We start from the raw sequence: 24,493 nt of genomic DNA, 5'->3' as shown, positions 1-24,493 counted from the left end.
AAAAACAATCCATGAACATGAACAATTAGAATACAAGTGACAATTTATCTGAAAAGGTCGAAAACTTATTTACACAAAATTATTGACACTGCCTTTTCAGTTGAATAACGCGACAAATTAATTGAAATTAAATAATTGTGGAAAATTTTAAAACCAATTTTGATGATTCGACTTTGAAATCATTTTTCCTGTTGTATCTAAGTTTTATAAACATCATAAGTTATTTGGAGGTTAACATGAAAAAAATTATAAGTGCCTTAATCATTGTCATGTGCTTTGTACTTGTATTATCAGGTTGTGGAGGCTCATCATCATCAGGTGGAAGTACATCGAAGAAGGATGGAACCATGATAATTGGGATGGAATCAGAAGCTGATGTATTAGATCCACATTCTGCTACAGGATGGGTAACTATGAGAGTTAATAATCAAATCTATCAACCACTTATAGGCGAAGATTTAACAAAATCAGCAAATGAAGCTCCAACTCCAAAATTAGTTGGTGTACTAGCAAAAAATTGGGATGTTTCAGAAGACGGTAAGACGTACACTTTTAATTTGAGGGAGAATGTTAAATTTACTGACGGTACACCATTTGACGCAGAAGCGGTGGCCTTTAACCTTGATCGTCTAACAAACAAGAATTTTAAGTATTATTATGAACTTGGTAATGCCAAAACCTACCGAACATGGTTATATTATAAAAATTATAAAATCGTTAATGGTCACAATATTCAAATTAATTTAAGTCAACCATTTCCAGACTTTCCTAGGATGTTAGCTCAAATTAATTCTTTACAAATTGTCAGTCCTACAGCTGTTAAGAAATATGGCAACGAAAAATTTGGGAATCATCCTGTCGGTACAGGACCATTCAAATTTCAAAGCCGTGTAAGAGGATCTAAGATTGTCCTTGTTAGAAATAACGACTATTGGGGTAAAAAAGCTTACTTAAGTAAAGTCATTTTTAGACCAATTTCTGACGCGTCAAGTCGTGTTCTTGCTTTGGAAAATGGAGAGGTTGATATGATTGCTGTACCACCTGCTGATTCATTGTCTAAGCTTAAGAAAGAGGACTTCAATATTTCTTATACTAAACCACCACATGTTTGGTACTTAGTATTTAACATGGAAAATAAAGAGATGAAAAACATTAAAGTTAGACAAGCTATCAATTACGCTATTAATCGTGATGGAATTGCCAATAGTTTATTAAAAGGAAGTGCAATGCCAGCTAATACGATTCAAGCGCCAGGAAGTTCAGCATATGATCCTAATAAAAATTACTATCCTTACAATGTAGAGAAAGCAAAGCAATTGATGAAAGAAGCTGGATATGGAAATGGGTTCACCACAACCTTGAGAACATCTACCGATGGATCTGGCCAACTAATTCCTACAGATATTGCTGAGTGGATTCAAAGAGATTTAGCGAAAATTGGTATTAAAGTTAAAATTGATACTCAAGAATGGATCAATTACTACTCAACATTTATGCAAGGTATGCCTCCTAATGTTGGAATGAATCAAATGTCATCAGGACGTACAACACCTTATTTCTTATCCATGATTGCTAATTCAAAATATATGGCTCCAGGTGGCATGAACTCTGGACGTTATGATAGTAAAGAACTTGACACTCTTCTTAATTCAGCAACGACCGCTAAGAACCAGGAAGAATCAATTAAACTATGGAAAAAAGCAGAAGACATGATGATGAAAGATCCAGGTTGGGCACCAATCGTAAATGATAAAGCTCCTTATGCGATTAGTAAATCGATTAAAAACTTTGTCAATCCTGCAGAAGAATGGTATGACTTATCAAATGTCTGGACAACAAATAAAAATTAATTTAATGATTAAAGACAAGTTTTTAAATATTTACCTGTAGAAGTTGTACAGGTAAATATTTTTTACAAACTATTTAGAACGGATGAGAGGTGTTAACATGCCATTATATTTAATCAAGAGAATGATCTCAATGTTATATGTACTAATTGGTGTAACCATTATTGTTTTTTTAATGATTCATCTAATTCCTGGAGATACAGCTCAAACTCTACTAGGTGGGGAAGCAACAAAAGCCTCACTTGATGCTTTACGACACAAAATGGGGTTAGATCAACCATTAATTATTCAATATTTTATATGGATTAAGCAGGTCATAACAGGTAATTTAGGTTATTCGTATAGTTTGCATATTAATATCTCACACCTACTCTTTCCTAGGTTTTTAAATACTTTAGTATTAACAATTGCAAGTTTGTTATTGAGTATCTTAATTGGTGTAGGGTTAGGTTTTTTCAGTGGTTTAAAGAAAAATACAGTTATTGATAAGATATTATCTGCTCTTTCTGTATTTGGTGCAAGCATGCCAGTCTTTTGGATAGCACTCATGCTAATGTGGCTATTTGCCATTCAATTACGTTTATTACCAGTAAGCGGTATGTATAATCTTAGAGGAAATGGAGGATTTGCTGATCTATTGATGCATTTAATATTACCAACGATTGCTACCTCGTTAGTTTCCATTGCCGTTATATCACAAATGACACGTAATGTTGTATCTGATGTCGTAAATAAGGATTACATTAATTACTATCAGTCGTTTGGTTTATCTCATTACCAATTAAATATGAAACATATTTTAAGAAATTCATTACCACCCGTCATTAACATCATAGGATTACAAGTGGGATATATCCTGGGTGGCGCCTTATTTAGTGAAATTGTGTTCAATTGGCCGGGAGTTGGTTTGGCTATATACACAGCCATTAACTCTAAGGATTATCCAATGATACAGGCGGGTGTCTTGTTTATTGCATTATCTTTCGTTTTAGTGAACTTTGTTGTTGATATTCTCAATATAGTGGTTAATCCCAAACTTCGTGATTCTAATAAATAAGGGGATGAAATAATGTACACAAATATTAGATGGCGAAAATTCGGAAAATATTTAGTAAAAGATAAAATGGCTTCTATCGGCATTGCCATTATTATGGTAACCATCATCACTGCTATATTTGCCCCTTTATTGGCACCTTACAATCCCAATGAAGCTTCTGATACAGCTACTCGATTAGCGATGCCATTTACATCTGGGCATATATTAGGTACTGATTCACAGGGTAGAGATATTTTAAGTCGCTTGATCTACGGTTCAAGAACTTCAATCTTATCGGCGACAATTCCAGTCATCATATCTGGAGTTATTAGTATTATACTTGGTATAGTAGCAGGCTTTTCTAAGAAGATTGGTGGATTTATTATGAGAATTATGGATGTATTATTTGCCTTTCCATCGGTACTTCTTGCGGTCGTTATAGCAGCCATTCTTGGACCAGGATTATTTAATGTTTGTTTAGCGATGGTGATTGTTAGAATTCCATATATGACGAGAGTGGTATATACAGATACTGTTCAAGAAATGCAAAAAGAGTACATCGAAGCTGCTTCAGCATTTGGTAGAACAAAGTTTGAAATTATGTTCAAAGAATTACTTCCTAATGTTTTACCGTCACTTATTGTTTATGCGACAACGCTTATGGGCGTGACAGTCGTTACTATTGCAGGGTTAAGTTTTATAGGCTTAGGTATTCAACCGCCAACTGCGGATTGGGGCTTGATGGCAAGTAACGGAAAAAACGTACTTGTTCAAGGAGATCCATATGTCACTCTATTTCCTGGGTTAGCCATATTAATTTTAGCTGTTGCGTTTAGTATGTTAGGTGATTGGTTGAGGGATTTACTTGATCCTACCAAAAAATAATAGGACTAAATTGGGGTGAGAAGAATGAACAATGGTTCAACCAATATCTTGGAGATAGAAAACTTAACCACCACACTAAGAATACCAGGTGGTAAAGTATCTGTCGTTGAAGGTATTAGTTTTAATGTAAAGGCTGGGGAAAAATTAGTAATTGTTGGTGAGTCGGGGTCTGGCAAATCCATGACTATAAATTCAATCTTGCAGATGGTACCAGATAGTTTGATTGACTCCTATAAAGGCATTATTAAAATCGATGGTGAAAATATTCTTGAAATGAGCAAAAGAAAATTTAAAGATATTCGTGGAAAAAAAATATCCCTAGTGGCACAAAATGCGATGACTTCATTAGATCCATCTTATAAAATAGGAAAACAAGTTATGGAAATTTATCGTCATAATCATAAAAAAGCATCGAAAGAAGAAGCTAAAAAAGAAACTTTAATCTTATTAGATAAAATGGGAATAAAAAATCCAGAACATGTCTTTCATTCGTATCCTCACGAGTTAAGTGGCGGTTTAAGACAGAGAGTAGTTATTGCGATGGCGTTGACTGGAAATCCAAAGTTGATTATTGCAGATGAACCTACTTCCGCTCTTGATCCAACTTTACAACTACAAATCTTAGATTTGCTTAATGAGATAAACCAGAAATTTGGAACATCCATTTTAATGATAACTCATGATTTTGGCGTAGTTTCCTATTTTGCTGATCGTGTTATTGTCATGTATGCTGGGGAAATTTTAGAAATGGGTACTGTAGATGAAGTTATTAATTATCCACTTCATCCGTATACAAAGGGTTTATTAAAGTGCATCCCAGATTTATCTTGGTTAGATAAGGAAGATAAAATTGAGAAAAGAAAATTATCAAGTATATCTGGTGAAGTTCCTAATCTAGCTAAGAAATTAACAGGATGCCGTTTTGCACCAAGAGTGTCTGATATACCTGAAGATTATCATGAATCCAGTCCGAAAATGCATAAAATAACGGATACACACTGGGTAAGATGTACGTGTTATCAATATTATTTAAAAGATAGTATTGCAGGATTGGAGGGAGTCAAATGACTGAGCCATTGCTTGAAGTGAAAAACTTAACAAAAATATATGGACAAAAAAAGAATCTGCTAAGATCCGGTAATCAGGTTTTAGCCGTTAACAATGTAAGTTTCACAGTGAATAAAGGGGAAACTTTTGGGATTGTTGGAGAGTCTGGATCAGGGAAAACAACGATTGGTAGAATGATTATGCAGTTGGTAAATCATACGAATGGTGACATTTTATATAAAGGTCAGAAATATAGTGAATTTACGAAAGAAAGTGCCGAGCGATTTAAAAGTAAGGTACAAATCATTTTCCAAGATTCAGGTTCTGCTTTTAATCCAAGAAAAACGATCGGTTCCCAAATTGCTTATCCTCTATTGAAGAAGATTAAAGATCGAAAAGCTGTTTTAGATGAAGTAATTAAGTTTATCGAAATGGTTGGACTTAGTAAAGAAATGGCATATAGATATCCTCATGAGCTTTCAGGTGGTCAACGACAACGTGCAGGAATTGCAAGAGCCTTAATTTTGAAACCGGAACTTTTAGTGCTAGATGAGCCTGTTTCTGCCCTCGATGTTTCAGTGAAATCACAGATTATTAATTTACTAGAGAACTTGCAAAAAAAATACAATCTAACCTACATTTTTATTGCTCATAACTTGGACTTAGTTGCCTATTTTTGTGACAGAATAGCCGTTATGTACCATGGCGAAATAAAGGAAGTGGGTTCAACAAAACAAATCTATCAATTTCCACATAACCCTATTACAAAAAAATTATTAAGCTCCATATTAACATTAGATGGAAGGTATAAAGTTTCTAACTAAAGGAGTAGTGATAATTATGGAAAAAACAATAAGTGAGTACCTAAGAGAACAATTTGGCATTGTGTCTAGTTTGAAAAATTTTGAACAGACACCTCATTTCTTATTATCTTATGATGAGGAGGGAACCACTAGTGAGCAATCTTTTCTATTCAGACATTCAAACAGTAGCAAAGAAAATAAAGAATAAGGAAATTTCGCCAGTTGAGTTAGTTTCATCTCAATTAAAAAGGATAGAACACATTGACTCAAAGATAAATGCCTTCATTACAGTTTTAAAAGAAGTTGCATTAGGGCAAGCAGAGATAGCTGAAAAAGAAATCATGAGTGGAAATTATAAAGGTCCTTTACACGGTGTCCCTATTGCGATCAAAGATATATTTGAAACAAAAGGATTACGTTCGACTTCAGGTTCAAAAGTCTTTGCATCTTGGCTTCCAAACAAGGACGCAGAAGTGGTTAAATATTTGAATCACTCAGGTGCTATTATTGTTGGAAAAACAAATTTAAGCGAATTTGCCCTAGGGTCGACGACTGAAAACTACCATTATGGTAATACCCATAATCCATGGAATTTAAATAAAATTCCAGGTGGGTCGAGTGGGGGTTCAGCAGCCGCTACTGCATCAGGTATGTGTTTTGGAGCACTAGGTACCGACACAGGTGGATCGATTCGACTGCCTTCAGCTATTTGTGGTGTTGTTGGATTCAAACCCACCTTTAATCTTGTGAACCGTACGGGGTGTTTCCCACTAAGTAGTTCATTGGATCATGTTGGTCCAATTACACGAACGGTCAGTGATAGTGAGATATGGATGGAAACGCTGCTCGGAGAGAAGAAAGCGAAAGATCTCAACATTGGTGAGTGGAACGATTCAGTGATAGGAATACGTTTAGCTGTTTGTCGTGATTATTTCTTTGATGATTTAGACCCCAGTGTAGAAAAGCTCATGGATGAAACTATTGGAAAATTAAAAACAATAGGCATTGAAGTTGTTGAAATTAATATTGATGGTTTAACAAAAGCCATTGAGGCTCAAAAAACCATCCTAGGTGCAGAAGCCATAGCTGTTCATAAACCTATCCTTGATAAAGAGAAGGAAATGTACGGTCCTGAGACTGCTTATCGTCTTGAGAATTATAAAAATATAACAGCAGTAGAATACCTTGATTCTCAACGTATAAGAGCAGAATTTATAAGTGAAGTCTTAAGTAAAACAGCTCATTTTGATGGCTTAATTACCCCAACAAATTCAATCACACCATATGACATCAATTCTAATCCAATTGAAAATGGAACGGCTAATATTTTTAATTTAGGAAAGACACCACTTTTCAATTTACTAGGTTTTCCTACTCTTTCAATACCTTGTGGATTTACCGATGAGAAGATGCCAGTAGGGTTTCAACTTGTTGGAAAGCCATACTCTGATGGTCAGATCCTAGGTTTAGGTAAAACCATTGAGACTCTATTTGATTGGCAAAATAAATTAGTTTCTAACGAACAACAACTTGTAAAAGAAGAAAAACTATTGTGAGGGTATAGAATTTAAATTAAAATTCTATGAAGACATTACAGTAGAAAAAAGAGGCTGATAATGTTGTGCAAGATTGAATGTTGTGAAAAGGTTGTGAAGATGCAGTCCCGATCTTTTGAGTTGGATCAGGAACAACGGCAATCGAAATCATTCCTCATCTTGCTAACAAACCTAATGTCACATTGATCACAAATTCAACTCCGGCTATGCTTTCTGCTTTTGAGAACTTTAATGGACATATATTTTTCATTGGTGGAGAAGTGGATATGAGACAGCAATCAACTTACGGTCCTATTGCTGAAATAGCTCTAAAACAGCTAAAAGCTGACAAGGCTTTCATACCGGCTGGCGGTATAGATTTAAAGAATGGAATTTCAGAATATGATTTAAATCAAGCTAAGATCTCACAAATATTAATGGATCGTGTCGACAATTTTTATATTGTAGCGGATCATACAAAATTTGGAGAAACAACCTTTGCCCACGTTTGTCCAATAAAAGACGTTTCAACGATTATAACGGATTGGAATTGTCCAGATAAATGGAAAAAAGAATTATCAGAACAAGGCATAAACTTAGTTATAGCGGATGAAGATGAATGAAATTAAAAGTTCAACTTTGTCCACTCATGAATAACAGTGATCAGAATAATAAAATCGTATTGAATAGATATGGACCGGTTACTAACCGGTTTTTTTGTTTTTACTTGTAGTTTTTTTCTTTAAATAAAGTGTCTGTCCAAAAAAACATGATTAAATCAAAGAATTATTTTCTTAATTAATAAGATTTACCAAGAATAATATTCCAATTTATCAGAAAATAAATTATACTCAAACATAAGGTTGTAACTTCATGAATAATTTATAGGATATAACTAAGCTACATTAAGTAACGAAATCTCTTGAGAGAAGGGGATAATAAATCCAATTTACCACTACATTTTTAATATAAAAGTATCCTTTAACCCAGAATCCTGTAATCATTTATCTTTTATTCAGAAAGGATGAAGCCGTCATATGATGTTTTTAGGAATTTTACTCATTGCCTTAGCTGTTTTAGTGATGATTGGTATTTTTACAAAAGCAAGAAATAGTGTTCGAATAGCCCGGCAAAATGGAACGATCTCAGGTGATCTTTCAGCTTTCGGTTATAAGCAGGAACTTCTACGTGATATGGGTGGATTCTCGAACTTTGCGGTGTCTTTCTCCATAATTTCCATTCTTACTGGAGCGATTACGCTTTACGGATTTGGATTCAATCAAGGCGGAGGAGCTGTCATGGGAGTTGGCTGGCCGCTTGTTACGTTATTCGTCCTCTTTGTATCGGCAGCAATGGCCGAATTAACATCGGCTATTCCTACTTCTGGAGCCATTTATCACTGGGCATCGATTCTCGGAGGTCCTCGTTGGGGCTGGTTTACGGGTTGGTTTAATATGATTGGTCAAGTGACCATTGTGGCTGGGATTGATTACGGATGTGCAGGTTTTGCGTCTTCATTATTATTTGATCAACCGACAAAAACTCAAATGTTAATTGTCTATGCGGTAATCTTAGCGAGTCATGCGATCATTAATCACATGGGGATTAGATTAGTCTCAAAATTAAATTCTGTTTCGGCCATTTACCATTTGATTGGTGTTGCGGTTATTATTGGTGCTTTAATCTATTTTGGACCATCAAAAAACGTCAGCTATCTATTTGATACGAGTTTTTCCACTGCTACAAATAATGCGACACCTTATTGGTTCGCCTTTTTAGTAGGGTTACTACAAGCGCAATGGACCATTACAGGGTACGATGCATCTGCTCATACAAGTGAAGAGACAACCGATCCAAAAGTACGAGCACCATGGGGTGTTTTCTTATCCGTTGCGATTTCAGGTATTTTCGGGTTTATTTTATTAGCTCTCGTAACATTGTCAATCAAAGATCCTTCAGCTGTTGCAGCAGGTGGGACGAATGCCTTCTTTGTGGTCATTGAACAAAGCATGGGTGGTACGTTCGGACAGATTGTTTTATGGCTTGTCACAATTGCCATGTGGTTTTGTGGAATGTCTTCTTTAACATCGTCTTCACGTATGATTTTTGCTTTTAGCCGAGATAAAGGATTACCTTTATCTAAATTATGGGGAAAAGTATCAGCAAAATTCCGGACACCTGCTTATGCGATTTGGTTAGTCGCTTCAATAGCTTTCCTTTCAGGTATTTTCGATAATGTCTATGCTGTTATTACGTCTCTGAGCGTTATTGGTTTGTATAGTTCTTATGCTATTCCGATCATTCTTAAATTGCGAGCAATATATAAAGGGGTCTGGCTAGAGTCTGATAATGGTCCATGGTCATTAGGAAAATGGAGCGTCTTTGTTAATGTTATTGCCTGCGCGTGGGTTGCCTTTTTAATCGTTTTATTCGTAGCTGCGCCGAGTGACGTGCCTTTAACAAGCAGTTATGTTCTGCATCATGCAACAGGAAAAGTATTTGGCGTTGTACTTGTTGCATTATTAGTTTTATTTGCAGCTCATGCTTATAAGAATTTCAAAGGGCCTCAGTTAGGTGTTTATAAAGCGGTCAGTGACCGATTAACGGGTAAAAATAATAAAGAGGAAGAAAGTAAGGTTATCTAGAATATCTAATATAAGTGAGGTGAAGTTCTTATACTTTACCTCATTCTCCATTTTCATTAGTTATTAGATTGGAGCTGCATGATATGCATGAAACAAATGAATGGATCACGAGTCTTGGGATTGATCTTGGGACAAGTACGACAAAGTTTATTGTCAGTCGATTACAAATTTCAAAAGTATCATCTGCCTTTTCTCTTCCAAGTTATAAAATTACGAAAAGACTATGTACCTACAAGAGTCAGATCTATTCCACGCCGCTTATTGATGATGAAACGATAGATTACACAAATATAGCCAAAATTTTAGAACGTGAGTATGAAGAAGCAGGGATTACATTGGATGATGTTCATACTGGTGCTGTTATTATTACTGGAGAAACAGCAAATAAAAAGAACGCTAGAATTGCGGTGAATCAGTTAGCCGAACGAGCGGGTGATTTTGTTGTGGCTACCGCAGGTGCCGAATTAGAGAGCCTATTAGCTGGGAAAGGATCAGGGGCACAAGATTTTTCAATTCAAACTCCTAATCAAGTTGTAGCCAATATCGATATTGGAGGCGGAACAGCAAATACGGCTTTTTTTCTCAATGGAGAGTGCATTGGAACGGCGACCTTGCGAATTGGTGGTAGACTGATTCGTTTAAATCCAGCAGGTTTTGTAAAGGGTATGGCTGATTCATTTAAACCTTGGTTAGAGGAAAACGGTTTTCTAGTGAAGAAGGGTGATCAAATATCCTTTGAGAGAATAAAACAAATAACTGATGAAATGGCCAAGAATTTAATCGGTTATCTTGCTCAAAGTTCTAATGATGAACATACTCAATTATTATACATAGATCCTATGCCCCAATCGTTACCAACAGTTCATACATGGATGTTTTCGGGTGGCGTTGGGGAATTAATGAAGAATAGCGAACGAATGACTTTAGAAGAAGGAACGAGATATGGAGATATTGGCCCGTTTCTTGCTACATCATTAAATCAATTAATGAAAAGATCATCATTCAACGTACTATCTCCTAAACAAACCGTTAGGGCAACGGTGATAGGCGCAGGGACACAAACGACTGAAATAAGTGGTTCAACGGTATTTATTCAAAATGGTAATTTTCCGATACGAAATGTACCTGTTGAAAAAGTACATATACAAAATGAAGAATTACAATCAGATCAATTAGATCATATTTTTTCGGAAACTATTAAAAAGGGACTTAGCCTTCATTCAATGGGACTTGATCCAGCCTTTGCCCTTTATTTGAGTGGTATTGATTATTGTTCTTATGAAAAACTGAAAAAAATAGTCAATATACTTGAAAACATTTATTCTCAATACCTTCCAAATCAAAAAAATATCGTGATTATCTGTCAAAACGATATGGCCAAGGCTTTGGGTCATGCTCTTTCCATTCGTTTAAATGGAAAGGTAAATTGCTTGATTTGTATTGATCAAATTAATATACAGCATGGGGATTACATTGATATTGGACAGCCCTTACCTAGTTCTATTATTCCTATTATTGTTAAAACACTTGTTTTTACATCAGATGCTTAAATGCAAACCCTATTTAAATCATCAATTAATTTAAAAATGGAGTGCATATCATGAACAAGAAAATATCCATTCTCGGAAAAACGTATCAGTTTAATAGCCTTAAAGAGATCATGGCAAAAGCGAATGAAGAAAAATCTGGAGATCAATTGGCCAAAATAGCGGCAAACGATGTGAGTGAACGAATCGCTGCGAAATATTTACTCTCTGAAACTCGGCTTTGTGACATGAGGGAAAATCCACTATTATCACCTGAAGAAGATGAGGTTACAAAACTCATCGAATCCGATTTAGATGAATCTGAGTACAATAAGATAAAAAATTGGACTTTATCCGAATTGAGAGAGTACCTCCTCAGTCGAGAGGTTGATGGAGAAACGATGCTGAAAGTTGGGCGTGGTTTGACAAGTGAAATGATTGCAGGCGTGACAAAACTGATGACTAACCTTGACCTAATTCAAGCAGCATCGAAAATCCGAGTGATCACGACATGTAATGCCTCGATGGGTCAGAATGGAGTGCTCGCGGGGAGGGCTCAACCAAATCATCCATCTGATAGCTTGCAAGGGATTCGAGCATCGTTATACGAAGCCCTTTCCTATGGAATTGGAGATGCTGTGATTGGTATCAATCCCGTTATTGACACCTCATCCAGTGTAAAAGAAATCCTTCTCATGACAAAAGAAGTGATGAACACTTGGAATATTCCGACACAAAATTGTGTGCTTGCTCACGTTACGACACAAATGAAAGCCATTCAGCAAGGTGCACCGGCCGACCTTATTTTTCAAAGTTTAGCAGGGACTGAAAAAGCGAACGATGCCTTTGGGATCAATATTGAACTTTTAGATGAAGCGAACGAGTTAATTTATAAAGAAGGAACAGCGACTGGCCCAAATCGATGGTATTTTGAAACAGGGCAAGGCTCTGAATTGTCCTCAGAATCCCATCACGATATTGACCAAGTCACACTTGAAGCAAGGTGTTATGGCTTAGCACGTCACTACAAACCATTCATGGTGAATACTGTTGTTGGATTTATCGGACCAGAATATTTGTATGATAGCAAGCAAGTCACCCGAGCAGGTTTAGAGGATCATTTTATGGCAAAATTGCACGGCCTTCCGATGGGTGTTGATGTTTGTTATACGAATCATATGAAAGCTGATCAAAATGATATGGACAACTTAGCTGTTTTATTAGCATCAGCGGGTGTCAATTTTCTAATTGGAGTGCCAATGGCCGACGATTGTATGCTAAATTACCAGTCTACGAGTTATCATGACATTGCGACTCTTAGAGAATTGCTTCATCTATCACCAGCGCCTGCCTTTGAACGATGGTTAGAAGACATAGGTTTGATGGAGAATGGAAAACTGACAAAGAGAGCGGGGGATCCAACCTTTTTCTTATCTCAAAGAGGGGTTCATTAAAACAAAGGTAAAGGGATGATTGAGTTGACGGATAATAAATTAGCGCTAGAGCAACTAATACAGTCGACGCCGGCGCGTATTGGTGTAGGCTGTTCGGGCACCAGACCTAAAACAGAGATCATGCTAAAATTACGCATGGATCATGCTATGGCAGTCGATTCAGTTTATGGTGATATCCCAAAAGCATTTTTTGAAGAATTTCATTTTCCTATTGTTCAAACACCGTGCCAATCGAAAGAAATGTATCTAAAAAGACCAGATTTAGGACGAAAGCTTACGAGTGAAGGAGAATCCTTCATTCGAGAGCATTGTAAAAAGAAGCCACAAGTTCAGATTGTCATCTCCAATGGATTAAGCTCTAAAGCAATTGAATCCAACATACGGGATGTTTATCCAGCTTTATTAGATTCCCTCGAGTCATATGGTTTATCATCTGGGACTACCTTTTATGTTCAAAATGGTCGAGTCGCTTGTATGGATGTTATTGGTGAAATCTTAGAGCCGGATGTCCTTGTTATGTTAATTGGTGAACGTCCTGGTCTTGTTTCCGCCGATTCCATGAGTGCCTATATGTGCTATAAACCAAGGATAGGAACGATTGAATCTAATCGAAATGTGATATCGAACATTCATCGAGGTGGAACGCAGCCGATTGAAGCAGGGGCGCAAATTGGGGCAGTGTTAAGAGCCATGTTAGATCAGAAGACAAGCGGGACTAGATTGGTGATTTAAGATGTATTTGTAAAGTTTTTGATTTGGATAAAACCTGAATCTCAGTAAGCCCTTTTCCTCTATTTTTAAAAGTCAATTTCTTTGTCATGGAATCTACCATACATACTAACAAATATGAAAGACTGTGGTATCTTTGACCTATTAAGAAAATGGTGCATCTTCTAAGCTCACAATTAACTTTTAAAATAAACTATTCTAGTAAAAAGGGGAGTCTTGTAAATGGCGTTCGATAGTACAACGGAAATGATACTGGAAGCAAAACAATTAAAGGGATTAACTTTTGCTGAATTAGCTGAAGCAGTAGGTAGATCGGAAGTTTATACGACCGCAGCCATTATGGGACAACAAACGTTGGATGAAAATGAAGCGAAAGCTCTTGTGAAAATTCTTGAACTACCAGAAGAAGTGGCTAGTAATCTTCAAACGATCCCTTTTCGAGGTGAAATTTTCTCCATGCCACCGACGGATCCTACCATATATCGTCTTTATGAGCTCATTCTTGTTTATGGTGATACAATCAAAGCGTTAATACATGAAAAATTTGGTGATGGCATAATGAGTGCGATCGATTTTAAAATGAATCTTGAGAAAAAAGAGGATCCAAAAGGTGACCGAGTTGTCATCACATTGGATGGTAAATTTTTAGGTTATAAAAAGTTTTGAGGTTTATATAAAATATTAGATGACCTAGTTTTGGTACCTGGTACCGAAAAAAGACATTTTTTATAGTTTTGTACACGCTAGGATGACAGTTTCATAAAAAAATTGTTTTCTTCTCTTATATTTTTAACCGGCGTAGTGATATAAGGAGTTTACTAATTCCATAAATTAACATAGACAAAATAACTTTTTCCATGTAATATACCAATATAAGCTGCACTGTACGTAAACCTAATAAAGTTTTAACCTTTAAGCTGTAATAGGGAGTTTTATATTGGAATCGGAATGTTACGCCTTATCTATATGATCAGAGGACAACAGGATGGTTTCTGCAAACACCCACTTTGAGGAGTGGTGGTTTAAAACTTTCTTAACGAGTTACGGCAAAGGCGGCTCTACATAATGTCAAGATAAACCGGTATATTATATACCGGTTTTTTCTTTTATACGTCTGTTTTTGTCAGGTGTGTAAGCAGTCAACCTATGATATATTTTTATTAAGTGTGGTTTAATAAATTAAATCTGAGGTGGGTGGATACCATGTATAGCTTTAAAAATGATTACAGTGAAGGGGCACATCCGAGAATTTTAAATGCTTTAATTGAATCTAATCTAGTGCAGGATGAAGGTTACGGGGAAGATAAGTATTCTCAAGAAGCGATAGATCTATTAAAACAAAAATTGGGACGAACAGACATAGATATTCACTTTCTCACTGGAGGCACACAAACCAATCTTACGTCTATTTCAGCTTTTCTAAGACCTATTGATGCAGCCATAGCTGCTCATACTGGTCATATTTTTGTCCATGAGACAGGAGCTATAGAGGCTACCGGGCATAAAGTGATCACTTGTGATGCTAGGGTTGATGGGAAACTTACGCCAAAAAAGATTAAGGGTGTTCTTGATTCACATCCAGATGAGCACATGGTAAAACCTAAATTGGTTTACATCTCTAATACGACAGAAATCGGGTCGATTTACAAGAAGAGAGAATTAGAGGATTTAAGTAAATTCTGCAAAGAGAATCAGCTTATTTTATATCTAGATGGTGCAAGACTTGGGTCTGCTTTATGTTCTGAAGAAAACGATTTAAAATTAAGTGATTTACCAGACCTAGTCGATGCTTTCTATATTGGTGGAACAAAGAACGGTGCGTTGCTAGGAGAAGCATTAGTGATTTGTAAAGAATCACTCAAAGAAGATTTCCGTTTCCATATGAAACAAAAAGGAGCCTTACTCGCTAAGGGTAGATTGATCGGGATTCAGTTTCTTGAACTTTTCCGAGACAATCTATACTTTGAGTTAGCCGATCATGCCAATAAAATGGCAAGTAAGCTTAGTGATGGCATTCGCCAAGCTAATTTGACATTTCTAACGCATTCTCCATCCAATCAAATCTTTCCTATCTTGCCTAATGCATTAGTAAATGAGCTGCAAAAAGACTATTTATTTTACAACTGGGAAAAAGTCGATGCTGAAAACTCCGCTGTTCGACTTGTTACTTCGTGGGCAACAAGGGAAGAAGAAGTAATGAGGTTTGTTGAGCGAATCCTCCGTTTCTGTCAAACGGAAAGTAGATAGATAATACTACTAAGTAGGTCTTATTAGTTAGCAATTTCAACATTATTAGAGTTGAATAATATTTCCATTATAACCACTTCATTTTTTTATAATGATCATCTTTCTACATAAAACAGGGGATCCCTCCCTGTTTCCTTTTTTACTTTTTACGTTTTTTGGCCTTCTTAAAAGCTCTCCTCCATGCATGGCAGGGCAAAATATACATTCATTGTTTTCATTAATTGAATTTTTAACTATCTTTTTCTAAAAATATACCATAAATATCCTAAACATGGTATAGTTAGAGTAAATAGAAAAGAATGAAAATTTAATATAATAAACTAAATGGGAGGGATGGGATGATTACAAAAATAGCATCAGAAGAAGTTGCTTCAAAGTTAAACGATTGGTACACAGCCATTCGCCAAAACAATCTGGAACTTTCTGTACGATTAAAAAAGGAAATAGTGAAAGATTTAGATCATATGGAAGAAAATCAAAATGTTCTACTATACTATTCATTACTCGATTTTAGGCACAAGATCATGCTCAGTTTTTACTCGCAAAACGAAGGTAACATAGAAGAAAATATTTTATACTTAGAAGCAAATAAAGAAAAAATGGTTGGTTTACTAGATTATTATTTTTGGTTTTTTAAAGGAATGTATGAGTTTAAGAAAAAGGATATTATTGAAGCTATTTCTTGTTATAAAAAAGCAGAAGAAAAATTATATATTGTAGACGATGAAATTGAGAAAGCTGAATTTCATTTTCGATTAGCTCATTTTTATTACTATATTAAAAAAAGTTATTTATCTCTTAATTATGCTTTATATGCAAAAGACATATATAAACGATTTCCCACTTATAAGCAACGATGTATAACGTGTGAGTTTATTATTGGTGGTAATTTAATAGATAATACGAACTATGATGAAGCCTCAATAGTTCTTTTAAATGCTTTAAAGGGGACCGATTCTTTATACGATGATATGTTAACATCTTTTGCTCTATGCAACTTAGGTATCTGCTTTTTAAAACAGGGTAGTTACAATAGTGCTGCTGAATACTTAAGTAAAGCTATCGATTTGTTCATTGATCAAAATTCTACTCGTTTACCGAAGGCTATTTACAATTTAATGCATGTTCGAATTAAACAAAACAGATTAGTAGAGGCATTTAATTTATATGAAAAAGGTATGTTATATTCGAAGGAATTGGAAGATCAAGAGTATATGGTTAAATTAAACTTTTTAAAAGGTTTATATTTAGAACCCATAAATCAATTACTTATTAATGAGACATTTACATATTTAGAAAAAGTAAATAAGTTCTCTGATATGAGTGAGTTAGCGTTAGAAGTGGCCGATTTTTATAATGAGAATAAATGTTACGAAAAATCCGTTTTTTATTATGAAATAAGTAGGAAAGCAGAAAATAATATTAAAAAAGGGGAAAATTTCTATGAGAACTAAACTTTCATTATCTATTTTAACGATCATGGGCTTATTGTTATTAAGTGGGTTAATTAGCACAACTCAACCAGCAGCTCAAGCTGAAGATCTCATTGTTGGTCACAGTATTGGAAATAGCTTATTTAAATAATATTTGACTACCTAAATTAAAACAAAACCAAACATCACCTGCTCAGTTTAGCAGGTGATGTTGTTCGCGTTAACTGGTAATAACCCGTTGAGTGTTTGATGTATAAAACTATTTGTATTTTAGTCAAATACATATTTTGTGATATATGTACAAAATTAAGATAATTTTGTTAGAGTCATTGAATGATTACAAGGCATTTGTCATAATTAAAGTAGCGAATAGTTTTAGAGGGGGTATTCTATGAAGTGGTTTTTTTATAGTTTAATGACAGTATGTCTTGTCATTATTGTCGGAGGGTCCATTTATATCTATAACGTAATAAATGCAGATCCATCTCAAATGACTCAAAACCAAGAGGAAACGCAGAGTAAGGAAATAAAATCGAAGCAAGATATTAAATCTGAAGAAGCCCAAACAGAGAAAATTGGTGGGATTAAAACTGATTTAGAGCTTTCTCAAGATCCAACAGAAGATGAAGTCCTTGAGATAATGCATGAAATGACGCACCAAAAGGTGAAAGCAGATGAAAAATGGGGTGCTGTTCAAATGACGCCTGAGCATATTCAAACCCTTTTAGAGCTTGTTGCTAAAAACAACTTTGAAAACAAAGATGAATTATCATCTATTTTAAACAAATGGAAGAAAAAGAATTTTAGTACTGTAGATCAAGATCACAACGATTTATGGTCGCTCCAAGGTGGGAATGTAGGGAAAGCCTACGGAATTTTAAGTGAATCGGAAGAACAAGTTTTTATAAAAAATAATTTCGAAAGTGAATAATGGTTGAGAGGTAAACACATTTGGTCAACTATTTTGTCTGTTCACATGTTTTGAAAATGGAAAGCATATCATATTTTGATGTTAAGTATTTGAAGAGAAAGAGTTTTATTAGAAAACTTGAATAATATCCATAAGGAATAGAAATGAGGAGTAACCGTGAAGGTTCTGTTCTGTGTCGGAAAAGCTTACTACGCCATTCGTGAATCATTCACTCAAAGAATAAAAGAATTTGGATTGGATGTTACATGTTTATTGCACGACAAAGCCAAGCATAAAGAGAACATAATAAAAAATATTCAAGACGTAACGATATACATAACGGCAGTAGCTTTGGCAGATCGAGATGTGATTGATGCAGCGCCTAATTTGAAATACATTATAAAGACAGGCACCGGAGTCGATAATATCGACATTTCCTATGCTAAAGAAAAAGGGATTATCGTCAGTAATGCACCTGGCCAGAATGCCAACGCAGTCGCTGAACTTGTCATTGGCTTAATGATTTCTCTCTCTAGAAATATCCCTCAATTAGATCGTAAAACGAAAGAAGGATATTGGGTTAATAAAACAGGATTCGAATGCCGAGGTAAAACTTTAGGGATTATTGGATTTGGTGCTATTGGAAAGAACGTTGCTGCATATGCCAAAGGGTTTAATATGAACATTCTTGCTTTTAGTCATTATAAAGATGATGAAACAGCGAGGGAACTTGGCGTCAATTATGTAGAATTAAAGAGGCTACTCAAAGACTCTGACTACATCGTTGTCAGTACATCACTAAAAAAATCAAACTATCATTTGATTGATGAACAGGCGATTCATGAGATGAAAAATTCCGCTTATTTAATCAACATTTCTCGAGGGGCTATCTTGGATGAAAAAGTGGTTTTGAGTGCTTTAAGAAAAAGGGAGATTCGAGGAGCAGCACTGGATGTTTTTGAAATCGAGCCGCCAATTGAAAAATTGAATGAATTCGATAATTTGATTGCAACTCCGCATATTGGCGGTGAGTCATTAGAGAGTGCCGAACGTATTGCCGATGTGACTATCGATAATATCCGAAGATTTTTAGAAAATGAACCTATCCAATATATCATCCATGATTAACACAAAGAGCTGATTCTTAATCTAAGATAAGATATCAGCTCTTTGTCCTTGATCAATGTTTAATTCTACTTTCAACTTGCTGGCACACTTCATCTGCTGATAAACCGTTAGCTTCGATAACGGAACCCTGAATGGATGTATCCGCCATTCCCATGACGTTAGAATCTAGTCCGGTCACAACACAGCAATCGCAGCCTTTGGCGTCTGATTCTTGTTTCAATTGAACGACATCGTAACCTTTATTTTGTAACTCTTGCATAACATTGGTTAATGATTCTTCTACTCCAATTTTTGGCACAAAAAACACCTCCTCTGAATGTAAAGTGCCCAAAGAAGTCGCCGTTTATTCATTTTTTATAGCCGATCATCTAAAAAAAACACCCCACCTTCAATTGAAGAAGATACGATGTTCTTAAAGACGATACTTTTTAAATGATACTCTGTTTATTTTAAGTCTAAATTTAAGATGGTCTGGCAAAGGACGTTAGCTCCATTTTTACAATCTTCCATTGAACTCCATTCGGCGGGGTTGTGACTAATCCCATTTTTTGAACGTACAAAGATCATTCCTATCGGGCAAAGTTCAGTTAATTGCATGCCATCATGACCAGCGCCGCTACTTAACGTCATGGTTTCAATATTCAATTTGTCACAGGCTGCTTTTGTACATGTTTGAACGAGGTCTGAACAAGGAGCAGGAGCTACTCTTTGGAGAGGTTCGATGATAAGCTCAACACCGTATTGTTCACAAATTGATTTTGCTTGTGTGGCTATCTCAAGTTCCACATGATCTCTCACTTCTTCACTGATATCACGAAGGTCTAAAGAGAATTCAACGCGTTCAGGAATTACGTTAATACCACCAGGCACCAACTCTAATTGACCCACAGTTCCTACAGTCGTGCCTGTTTTCGATGCTTCTTTATTAATGACTTGAATAATGGCTGAAGCAGCTGTTAAAGGGTCACGGCGCATGGTCATGGGTGTTGTGCCTGCATGTCCAGCTTCCCCATTAATGATAAACTTTTGCCAGATCGGTCCTGCAATACCAGAAACGATCCCTACAGATAGGTTCTTGCTTTCAAGAATTTTTCCTTGTTCAATGTGGAGTTCAAGATAGGCTTTTATTGAATCCTTTTCTCGTCTGGCATGTTGGATTTCTTCAGGATCTAATCCTGATTTTGACATGGCTTCAGCGACTGAGATTCCATTCTTGTCCACTTGTTCAAGATGTTCCTTTGTTAAGGTTCCAGCCATTCCTCTACTTCCAATCATACCTAAACTAAATCTAGATCCTTCTTCATCTGTAAAAGCAACCACTTCAATTGGATGCTGAGTTTCCATTCCTTGCTCATTCATCGCTTGTAAAGCTTCTATACCGGATAAAACACCTAAAGGCCCGTCAAAATTACCGCCATGATAGACAGAATCAATATGTGAACCCACTAAAATAACCGGTAAATGAGGATCAAGTCCTTCTTTACGACCAATGAGATTTCCAACTTCATCTTCTCTAACGGTAAGACCAGCGTCTTTCATCCAAGACGAGACAAGATCTTTTGCTTGTCGTTCTTCTTCCGAAAAAGAAAGTCGGGTGATACCGCCTGTTTCTTGTTTCCCAATCGTACTTAAAGCCTCAAGATGCTCCCATAATCGTTCTTCATTTATCATCGCTATGACTCCTAAAGATTGGATTTTATTGTAAAAATTCTTGAACTTTCTTTTTTAATTTTAACATACGTATTCTTAAAGTAATAAAAGAATTTATCATAAAAAACACCTCCCAAATTAAAGGAGACGTTGACAAAGTACATCTATTCATTTTTTTCTATTTTTCTAGCTACAAAAACGAAATTTAATATACCAAACACAATTGAGATAATTCCCCATATATAGAGATCAGAATAGCTTCCTGCTAATAGTAAGCCAATCAAGCCACCAATAATTAAAAATACGCTTGACGTAATTTGAGCCCCTCTACTTCTTTTGGCTGCAAGGATAATAATTCCTGAGATAAGCATTAATAATGCTAATATAAATCCACCAGATCCACCAGATTCGCCATTTTGAGAAATGGCATTGCCTAAACCAGCCACCTTTAAACTTGGTTAAATGGCTAGAGATATAACAAAAAATGTAGACTTTTGCCAATTTTAAATTGTGAAAATTTCAAGAGTACGAATTTAAAAAAGCAAACGACGATAGGACCATTTCAAATAGAGGCCTTGATACCAATCGTCCTTGTTCTTTCATTATGATCAAGATAAGATAAAGACACAATTATTGTTTGTTGGTGGTTCAAACTAGATAAAATTTACGAGGTGAAATAAAGATGAAGAAGATTCCAAATGATGTGGTCGCCACATTTTCCATTGTAGGTTATGATCCAGAAGCCCAGGAATGGGGCGTAGCAGTACAATCAAAATTTCTTGGAGTCGGTGCCGTAGTCCCCTTTGCTAAGGCAGGTGTAGGAGCTGTTGCGACACAATCCTATGCTAATACGTCGTATGGACCAAAAGGACTAGAATTGATGGAAAAAGGTTACAGTGCCGAAGAAGTTCTTCAGGAGTTGATCAAGCATGATGATGATCGGGAATTGAGACAATTCGGATTGATCGATGCGAAGGGGCGTTCAGCTACCTATACGGGAGCAAAATGTTTCGATTGGGCAGGCGGCATAACGGGTGAACATTTCACGGCACAAGGAAATATTTTAATCAGTGAAAAAACAGTGGAAGCTATGGGAGAAACTTTTTTAAAAACAGAAGGATCTCTTGCTGATCGGTTAATCGAAGCTTTAGATGCTGGTCAGTCATCAGGTGGCGATAGCCGTGGTAAACAATCCGCAGCTCTTCTCGTTGTAAGAGAAAAAGGTGGATATGGAGGCTTTAACGATCGAGCGATTGATCTTCGTGTCGATGATCATCCTGAGCCTATCAAAGAGTTAAAACGAATTTACCAATTGCAGCAATTGTACTTCTCAAAATCAAAAGAGGAGGATATCGTCGAGCTAGATGATACTCTCAAGCAAAACATCATTCAACAGTTGTTTCGATTAAACTATTTATCAGGTGAAGAATCTGTCACAAACCAAATGTTTGAAGAAGCTCTTACATCTTTTATTCATACTGAAAATTTTGAAGAAAGAGAGCAGCCTAAGGGGAAAGTGGATCTAGCCGTGGTGAGATTTATGAGAGAGAAATAGGGATGTTGTGGTCATCTAAATGTCAAAGAACATATCCATTTTCTTGAAATGAAAAAAATTTTCAAATTCAATTGGGCATTTTTTTAATTTGTATGGTCAGGGTCATCAACAACATGTCTAGTTAAATACTTGTGAAACATAAACTCAAATAGACCAACAAAGATTGAAGAGAATAATGAAGCAATAAACGGTGAGTCAATATTTACTAGGCCACTTGTCATTAACCAAATAATAACTAAAGCAATAACAAAGTTTGAAATGGTTGCAACCGAATTGCTTGAATTTGGTAGTATTAGAGGTTGTTCAAAAAGTCACCAAATGATAAGCTACGAATCTCGGTGCCCGCTTGTTTATTCCGGTCCTCATGTAGCAAAAACCTACATTCCGGTCCTCAAAACAGCGCCGCCTTGATCTTCTTGCTTCTAATTTGTCACCTTTTTGAACACGCACTATTAACAAATCACCAACGATATAAGCCGCTATCTCTAAAACTAGATAGTTAGAAATACATCACTAAAGGATGCATTATAAATGAGGCCAAAAATAAGAATAACTAAATTTGCGATAAACTTGATTAATAAAGCTTTAACATGATCCAATTCGATTAGCCTCCTTTGTTTTACATATAAAAAGTAGACTCACAAGACATTTACTCAAACACATTCATGAAGTCTAGGGCAATTAGACTAGTGTCTAATTTTTCGAAAAAAATTATTGATGCTTTTCATTGTGTTTCGGATCAGTCGTATTCATCCATGAATAATTATGTTAAAAGGAATAGGAAATTTTAAAATAACCGAGAATTTGAGCCAACTTGGGCTAATGGAAGGAATCCATGCTCTAACGGGAGAAGACTTTGCGGGGGATCCATGGAAACCGGCTGAACGTGTCACTCTTTCGCAAGCTCTTAAGGCGTATACCTACACCCCGGCCTATGGCAGTTTTAGAAGGCGGATCTCTAGAGGTAGGAAAGTGGGCGGATATCGCTATTTTGGATCGAAATCTTTTTGAGTTTCCAGTTAAAGAAATAAAAGACGTTAAAGTCAAATTAACAATGATGGATGGTAAGATTGTGTTTGATGGTGCTCATGACCGCTCAGAATTTGTTGAATACAAGTAAAGAGATAACTAGTTGACTATTGATATTAAAGACCCGCCATTGAGATCAACTCCAATGACGGGTTTATTCATTTTATAAACTCATATTTAAAATTTCTTTGTAACTATCTGGTCGTCTGTCACGATGAAATTGCAAAAGGTGTCTCGCTTGATTAATTTCGTTCATATCTAAGGTTGCCATAATAATTTCATCATTCTCTGACTCGGCTTGTGAAATCATTTTTCCGAGTGGACCACTTATAAAACTATGTCCATAGAAGGTCATATCTCCTTCACTTGAAACCTCCTTACCAACCCGGTTAACGGCGGCAATAAATATGCCATTATGAATACCATGCGCTTTAATGGCATCAACCCAAGCGCTAGACGTATCTAATTCAGGATAATCTGGTTCTGAACCGATGGCTGATGGATAGAAGATGATCTCCGCTCCTTTTAATGAGAGGATACGAGAAGGCTCTGGAAACCACTCATCCCAACAAATTAACACACCGATTTTACCAAACGTCGTATCAAAAACAGGATAACCACCGTCACCTTGTGCAAAATAGTATTTTTCAATATATTGCGGACCTTCTGGTATATGGTGTTTACGATATTTTCCTAAGTAAGCTCCATCTGCATCTAGTACTGCAACTGTATTGAAATAGAGGCCTCTCATCGCTTCTTCATAGAGGGAGACAAGAATGACCACACCAAGTTCTTTAGCCAATTCTTGCATGACATCTGTCGTGGGACCTGGAACGGGTTCGGCCAGATGATAATAGTCTGCATTTATCGTTTGAGGGAAGTAAATGTTTGTAGATAACTCTTGTAAACAAATCATCTGAGCGCCTTTTTGAGTAGCTTCACGAATCATCCCCGTTACTTTTTGGATATTCTCTTCCTTATTGCTTGTACAGCTATGTTGAAGAAGAGCGATGGTTACTTGTTTGTTTGTCATA

General features: G+C 36.0%; 24 protein-coding genes, 1 other RNA gene and 1 pseudogene. 20 read left to right on the top strand and 6 right to left on the bottom strand.

The features are described from left to right. Positions 1 to 236: 236 nt before the first annotated feature. The 18 genes and pseudogenes from FG390_RS12490 (at position 237) to FG390_RS12410 (ending at position 19,225) form a co-directional block, all read left to right on the top strand. Positions 237 to 1,850, top strand: a complete 1,614-nt coding sequence (locus tag FG390_RS12490; protein WP_141191367.1) for an ABC transporter substrate-binding protein — start codon at positions 237 to 239, stop codon at positions 1,848 to 1,850. Positions 1,851 to 1,947: 97 nt separating this feature from the next. Then, a complete protein-coding gene (locus FG390_RS12485) occupies positions 1,948 to 2,904 on the top strand; it encodes an ABC transporter permease (RefSeq protein ID WP_181406491.1) in 957 nt (318 codons plus the stop codon). Positions 2,905 to 2,916: 12 nt separating this feature from the next. Beyond that, a complete protein-coding gene (locus FG390_RS12480) occupies positions 2,917 to 3,768 on the top strand; it encodes an ABC transporter permease (protein WP_141191365.1) in 852 nt (283 codons plus the stop codon). Between the two features lie 24 nt (positions 3,769 to 3,792). Then, positions 3,793 to 4,836, top strand: a complete 1,044-nt coding sequence (locus tag FG390_RS12475; RefSeq protein ID WP_141191364.1) for an ABC transporter ATP-binding protein — start codon at positions 3,793 to 3,795, stop codon at positions 4,834 to 4,836. Beyond that, positions 4,833 to 5,639 carry an ATP-binding cassette domain-containing protein gene (locus tag FG390_RS12470; protein WP_141191363.1) on the top strand — a complete coding sequence of 269 codons (807 nt, stop codon included), beginning with the start codon at positions 4,833 to 4,835 and terminating at the stop codon, positions 5,637 to 5,639. Before FG390_RS12475 ends, FG390_RS12470 begins: the two co-directional genes overlap by 4 nt. A 131-nt stretch (positions 5,640 to 5,770) precedes the next feature. Continuing rightward, positions 5,771 to 7,174 carry an amidase gene (locus FG390_RS12465; protein WP_181406490.1) on the top strand — a complete coding sequence of 468 codons (1,404 nt, stop codon included), beginning with the start codon at positions 5,771 to 5,773 and terminating at the stop codon, positions 7,172 to 7,174. Positions 7,175 to 7,308: 134 nt separating this feature from the next. Continuing rightward, positions 7,309 to 7,776: pseudogene (locus FG390_RS12460) on the top strand (DeoR/GlpR family DNA-binding transcription regulator); the annotation flags it as partial. Between the two features lie 414 nt (positions 7,777 to 8,190). After that, the gene (locus tag FG390_RS12455; protein ID WP_141191360.1) at positions 8,191 to 9,798 is read left to right on the top strand and encodes an amino acid permease; all 1,608 of its coding nucleotides are present in this window, start codon (positions 8,191 to 8,193) and stop codon (positions 9,796 to 9,798) included. A gap of 83 nt (positions 9,799 to 9,881) precedes the next feature. After that, positions 9,882 to 11,348, top strand: coding sequence for an ethanolamine ammonia-lyase reactivating factor EutA (locus tag FG390_RS12450; protein ID WP_141191359.1), 1,467 nt, complete (start codon positions 9,882 to 9,884; stop codon positions 11,346 to 11,348). Positions 11,349 to 11,398: 50 nt separating this feature from the next. Further along, a complete protein-coding gene (locus FG390_RS12445; protein WP_141191358.1) occupies positions 11,399 to 12,778 on the top strand; it encodes an ethanolamine ammonia-lyase subunit EutB in 1,380 nt (459 codons plus the stop codon). Between the two features lie 24 nt (positions 12,779 to 12,802). Continuing rightward, complete coding sequence (gene eutC, locus FG390_RS12440) at positions 12,803 to 13,510, top strand: ethanolamine ammonia-lyase subunit EutC (RefSeq protein WP_309147205.1); 708 nt, start codon at positions 12,803 to 12,805, stop codon at positions 13,508 to 13,510. Positions 13,511 to 13,729: 219 nt separating this feature from the next. After that, positions 13,730 to 14,173 carry a cyanase gene (cynS, locus tag FG390_RS12435; RefSeq protein ID WP_141191356.1) on the top strand — a complete coding sequence of 148 codons (444 nt, stop codon included), beginning with the start codon at positions 13,730 to 13,732 and terminating at the stop codon, positions 14,171 to 14,173. A gap of 205 nt (positions 14,174 to 14,378) precedes the next feature. Further along, a non-coding RNA gene (gene ssrS / locus FG390_RS12430) (6S RNA) lies at positions 14,379 to 14,570 on the top strand. Between the two features lie 140 nt (positions 14,571 to 14,710). Continuing rightward, complete coding sequence (locus tag FG390_RS12425) at positions 14,711 to 15,754, top strand: threonine aldolase family protein (protein ID WP_141191355.1); 1,044 nt, start codon at positions 14,711 to 14,713, stop codon at positions 15,752 to 15,754. Between the two features lie 338 nt (positions 15,755 to 16,092). Beyond that, positions 16,093 to 17,208 (top strand): response regulator aspartate phosphatase, encoded by a 1,116-nt coding sequence (locus FG390_RS12420; RefSeq protein ID WP_141191354.1) that lies wholly within the window; start codon positions 16,093 to 16,095, stop codon positions 17,206 to 17,208. After that, the gene (locus FG390_RS15835) at positions 17,198 to 17,338 is read left to right on the top strand and encodes a hypothetical protein (protein ID WP_155220432.1); all 141 of its coding nucleotides are present in this window, start codon (positions 17,198 to 17,200) and stop codon (positions 17,336 to 17,338) included. The genes FG390_RS12420 and FG390_RS15835 overlap by 11 nt, the downstream gene beginning before the upstream one ends. A 240-nt stretch (positions 17,339 to 17,578) precedes the next feature. Next, complete coding sequence (locus FG390_RS12415; RefSeq protein WP_141191353.1) at positions 17,579 to 18,118, top strand: DUF6241 domain-containing protein; 540 nt, start codon at positions 17,579 to 17,581, stop codon at positions 18,116 to 18,118. A gap of 156 nt (positions 18,119 to 18,274) precedes the next feature. Beyond that, positions 18,275 to 19,225, top strand: a complete 951-nt coding sequence (locus FG390_RS12410; protein ID WP_141191352.1) for a phosphoglycerate dehydrogenase — start codon at positions 18,275 to 18,277, stop codon at positions 19,223 to 19,225. Between the two features lie 52 nt (positions 19,226 to 19,277). On the opposite strand, the gene FG390_RS12405 is transcribed toward FG390_RS12410, so the two are convergent. The 3 genes from FG390_RS12405 to FG390_RS12395 form a co-directional block, all read right to left on the bottom strand. Further along, positions 19,278 to 19,523, bottom strand: coding sequence for a YkuS family protein (locus FG390_RS12405; RefSeq protein ID WP_141191351.1), 246 nt, complete (start codon positions 19,521 to 19,523; stop codon positions 19,278 to 19,280). A gap of 146 nt (positions 19,524 to 19,669) precedes the next feature. After that, positions 19,670 to 20,896: a Zn-dependent hydrolase gene (locus FG390_RS12400; RefSeq protein ID WP_141191350.1), complete on the bottom strand. Its 1,227-nt coding sequence runs from the start codon at positions 20,894 to 20,896 to the stop codon at positions 19,670 to 19,672. Positions 20,897 to 21,039: 143 nt separating this feature from the next. Further along, positions 21,040 to 21,321: a hypothetical protein gene (locus FG390_RS12395; protein ID WP_141191349.1), complete on the bottom strand. Its 282-nt coding sequence runs from the start codon at positions 21,319 to 21,321 to the stop codon at positions 21,040 to 21,042. A 236-nt stretch (positions 21,322 to 21,557) separates the two neighbouring features. On the opposite strand from FG390_RS12395, the gene FG390_RS12390 reads away from it, so the two are divergent. Then, a complete protein-coding gene (locus tag FG390_RS12390; RefSeq protein ID WP_141191348.1) occupies positions 21,558 to 22,430 on the top strand; it encodes a DUF1028 domain-containing protein in 873 nt (290 codons plus the stop codon). An 83-nt stretch (positions 22,431 to 22,513) separates the two neighbouring features. Here FG390_RS12390 and FG390_RS16265 read toward each other — a convergent pair whose 3' ends face one another. Both FG390_RS16265 and FG390_RS12380 read right to left on the bottom strand, forming a co-directional pair. Next, entirely contained in the window at positions 22,514 to 22,723 is a 210-nt protein-coding gene (locus tag FG390_RS16265; protein WP_141191372.1) for a DUF2512 family protein, read from the bottom strand. Between the two features lie 198 nt (positions 22,724 to 22,921). Beyond that, positions 22,922 to 23,029, bottom strand: coding sequence for a DUF2512 family protein (locus FG390_RS12380; protein ID WP_141191347.1), 108 nt, complete (start codon positions 23,027 to 23,029; stop codon positions 22,922 to 22,924). A 335-nt stretch (positions 23,030 to 23,364) separates the two neighbouring features. On the opposite strand from FG390_RS12380, the gene FG390_RS16080 reads away from it, so the two are divergent. Beyond that, positions 23,365 to 23,550 carry an amidohydrolase family protein gene (locus FG390_RS16080; protein ID WP_230459110.1) on the top strand — a complete coding sequence of 62 codons (186 nt, stop codon included), beginning with the start codon at positions 23,365 to 23,367 and terminating at the stop codon, positions 23,548 to 23,550. A gap of 72 nt (positions 23,551 to 23,622) precedes the next feature. Here the strand turns inward: FG390_RS16080 and FG390_RS12370 are convergent, their stop codons facing one another. Then, complete coding sequence (locus tag FG390_RS12370; RefSeq protein WP_141191346.1) at positions 23,623 to 24,492, bottom strand: carbon-nitrogen hydrolase; 870 nt, start codon at positions 24,490 to 24,492, stop codon at positions 23,623 to 23,625. Between the last annotated feature and the right edge of the window lies 1 nt (position 24,493).

This window comes from Terrilactibacillus laevilacticus (assembly GCF_006517395.1).
In the GTDB taxonomy this organism is placed as follows: Bacteria; Bacillota; Bacilli; order Bacillales; family Sporolactobacillaceae; genus Terrilactibacillus; species Terrilactibacillus laevilacticus.
This window is presented reverse-complemented; position numbering and strand designations above follow the sequence as displayed.

Excerpts from the sequence above, each read along its gene's own strand:
- FG390_RS12480 (WP_141191365.1), top strand. The coding sequence starts at position 2,917 with ATGTACACAAATATTAGATGGCGAAAATTCGGAAAATATTTAGTAAAA.
- cynS (WP_141191356.1), top strand. The coding sequence starts at position 13,730 with ATGGCGTTCGATAGTACAACGGAAATGATACTGGAAGCAAAACAATTA.
- FG390_RS12485 (WP_181406491.1), top strand. The coding sequence starts at position 1,948 with ATGCCATTATATTTAATCAAGAGAATGATCTCAATGTTATATGTACTA.
- FG390_RS12475 (WP_141191364.1), top strand. The coding sequence starts at position 3,793 with ATGAACAATGGTTCAACCAATATCTTGGAGATAGAAAACTTAACCACC.
- FG390_RS12420 (WP_141191354.1), top strand. The coding sequence starts at position 16,093 with ATGATTACAAAAATAGCATCAGAAGAAGTTGCTTCAAAGTTAAACGAT.
- FG390_RS15835 (WP_155220432.1), top strand. The coding sequence starts at position 17,198 with ATGAGAACTAAACTTTCATTATCTATTTTAACGATCATGGGCTTATTG.
- FG390_RS12415 (WP_141191353.1), top strand. The coding sequence starts at position 17,579 with ATGAAGTGGTTTTTTTATAGTTTAATGACAGTATGTCTTGTCATTATT.
- FG390_RS12470 (WP_141191363.1), top strand. The coding sequence starts at position 4,833 with ATGACTGAGCCATTGCTTGAAGTGAAAAACTTAACAAAAATATATGGA.
- FG390_RS12450 (WP_141191359.1), top strand. The coding sequence starts at position 9,882 with ATGCATGAAACAAATGAATGGATCACGAGTCTTGGGATTGATCTTGGG.
- FG390_RS12490 (WP_141191367.1), top strand. The coding sequence starts at position 237 with ATGAAAAAAATTATAAGTGCCTTAATCATTGTCATGTGCTTTGTACTT.
- FG390_RS12400 (WP_141191350.1), bottom strand. The coding sequence starts at position 20,896 with ATGATAAATGAAGAACGATTATGGGAGCATCTTGAGGCTTTAAGTACG.
- FG390_RS12425 (WP_141191355.1), top strand. The coding sequence starts at position 14,711 with ATGTATAGCTTTAAAAATGATTACAGTGAAGGGGCACATCCGAGAATT.
- FG390_RS12445 (WP_141191358.1), top strand. The coding sequence starts at position 11,399 with ATGAACAAGAAAATATCCATTCTCGGAAAAACGTATCAGTTTAATAGC.
- FG390_RS12390 (WP_141191348.1), top strand. The coding sequence starts at position 21,558 with ATGAAGAAGATTCCAAATGATGTGGTCGCCACATTTTCCATTGTAGGT.
- FG390_RS16080 (WP_230459110.1), top strand. The coding sequence starts at position 23,365 with ATGGCAGTTTTAGAAGGCGGATCTCTAGAGGTAGGAAAGTGGGCGGAT.
- FG390_RS12370 (WP_141191346.1), bottom strand. The coding sequence starts at position 24,492 with ATGACAAACAAACAAGTAACCATCGCTCTTCTTCAACATAGCTGTACA.
- FG390_RS12455 (WP_141191360.1), top strand. The coding sequence starts at position 8,191 with ATGATGTTTTTAGGAATTTTACTCATTGCCTTAGCTGTTTTAGTGATG.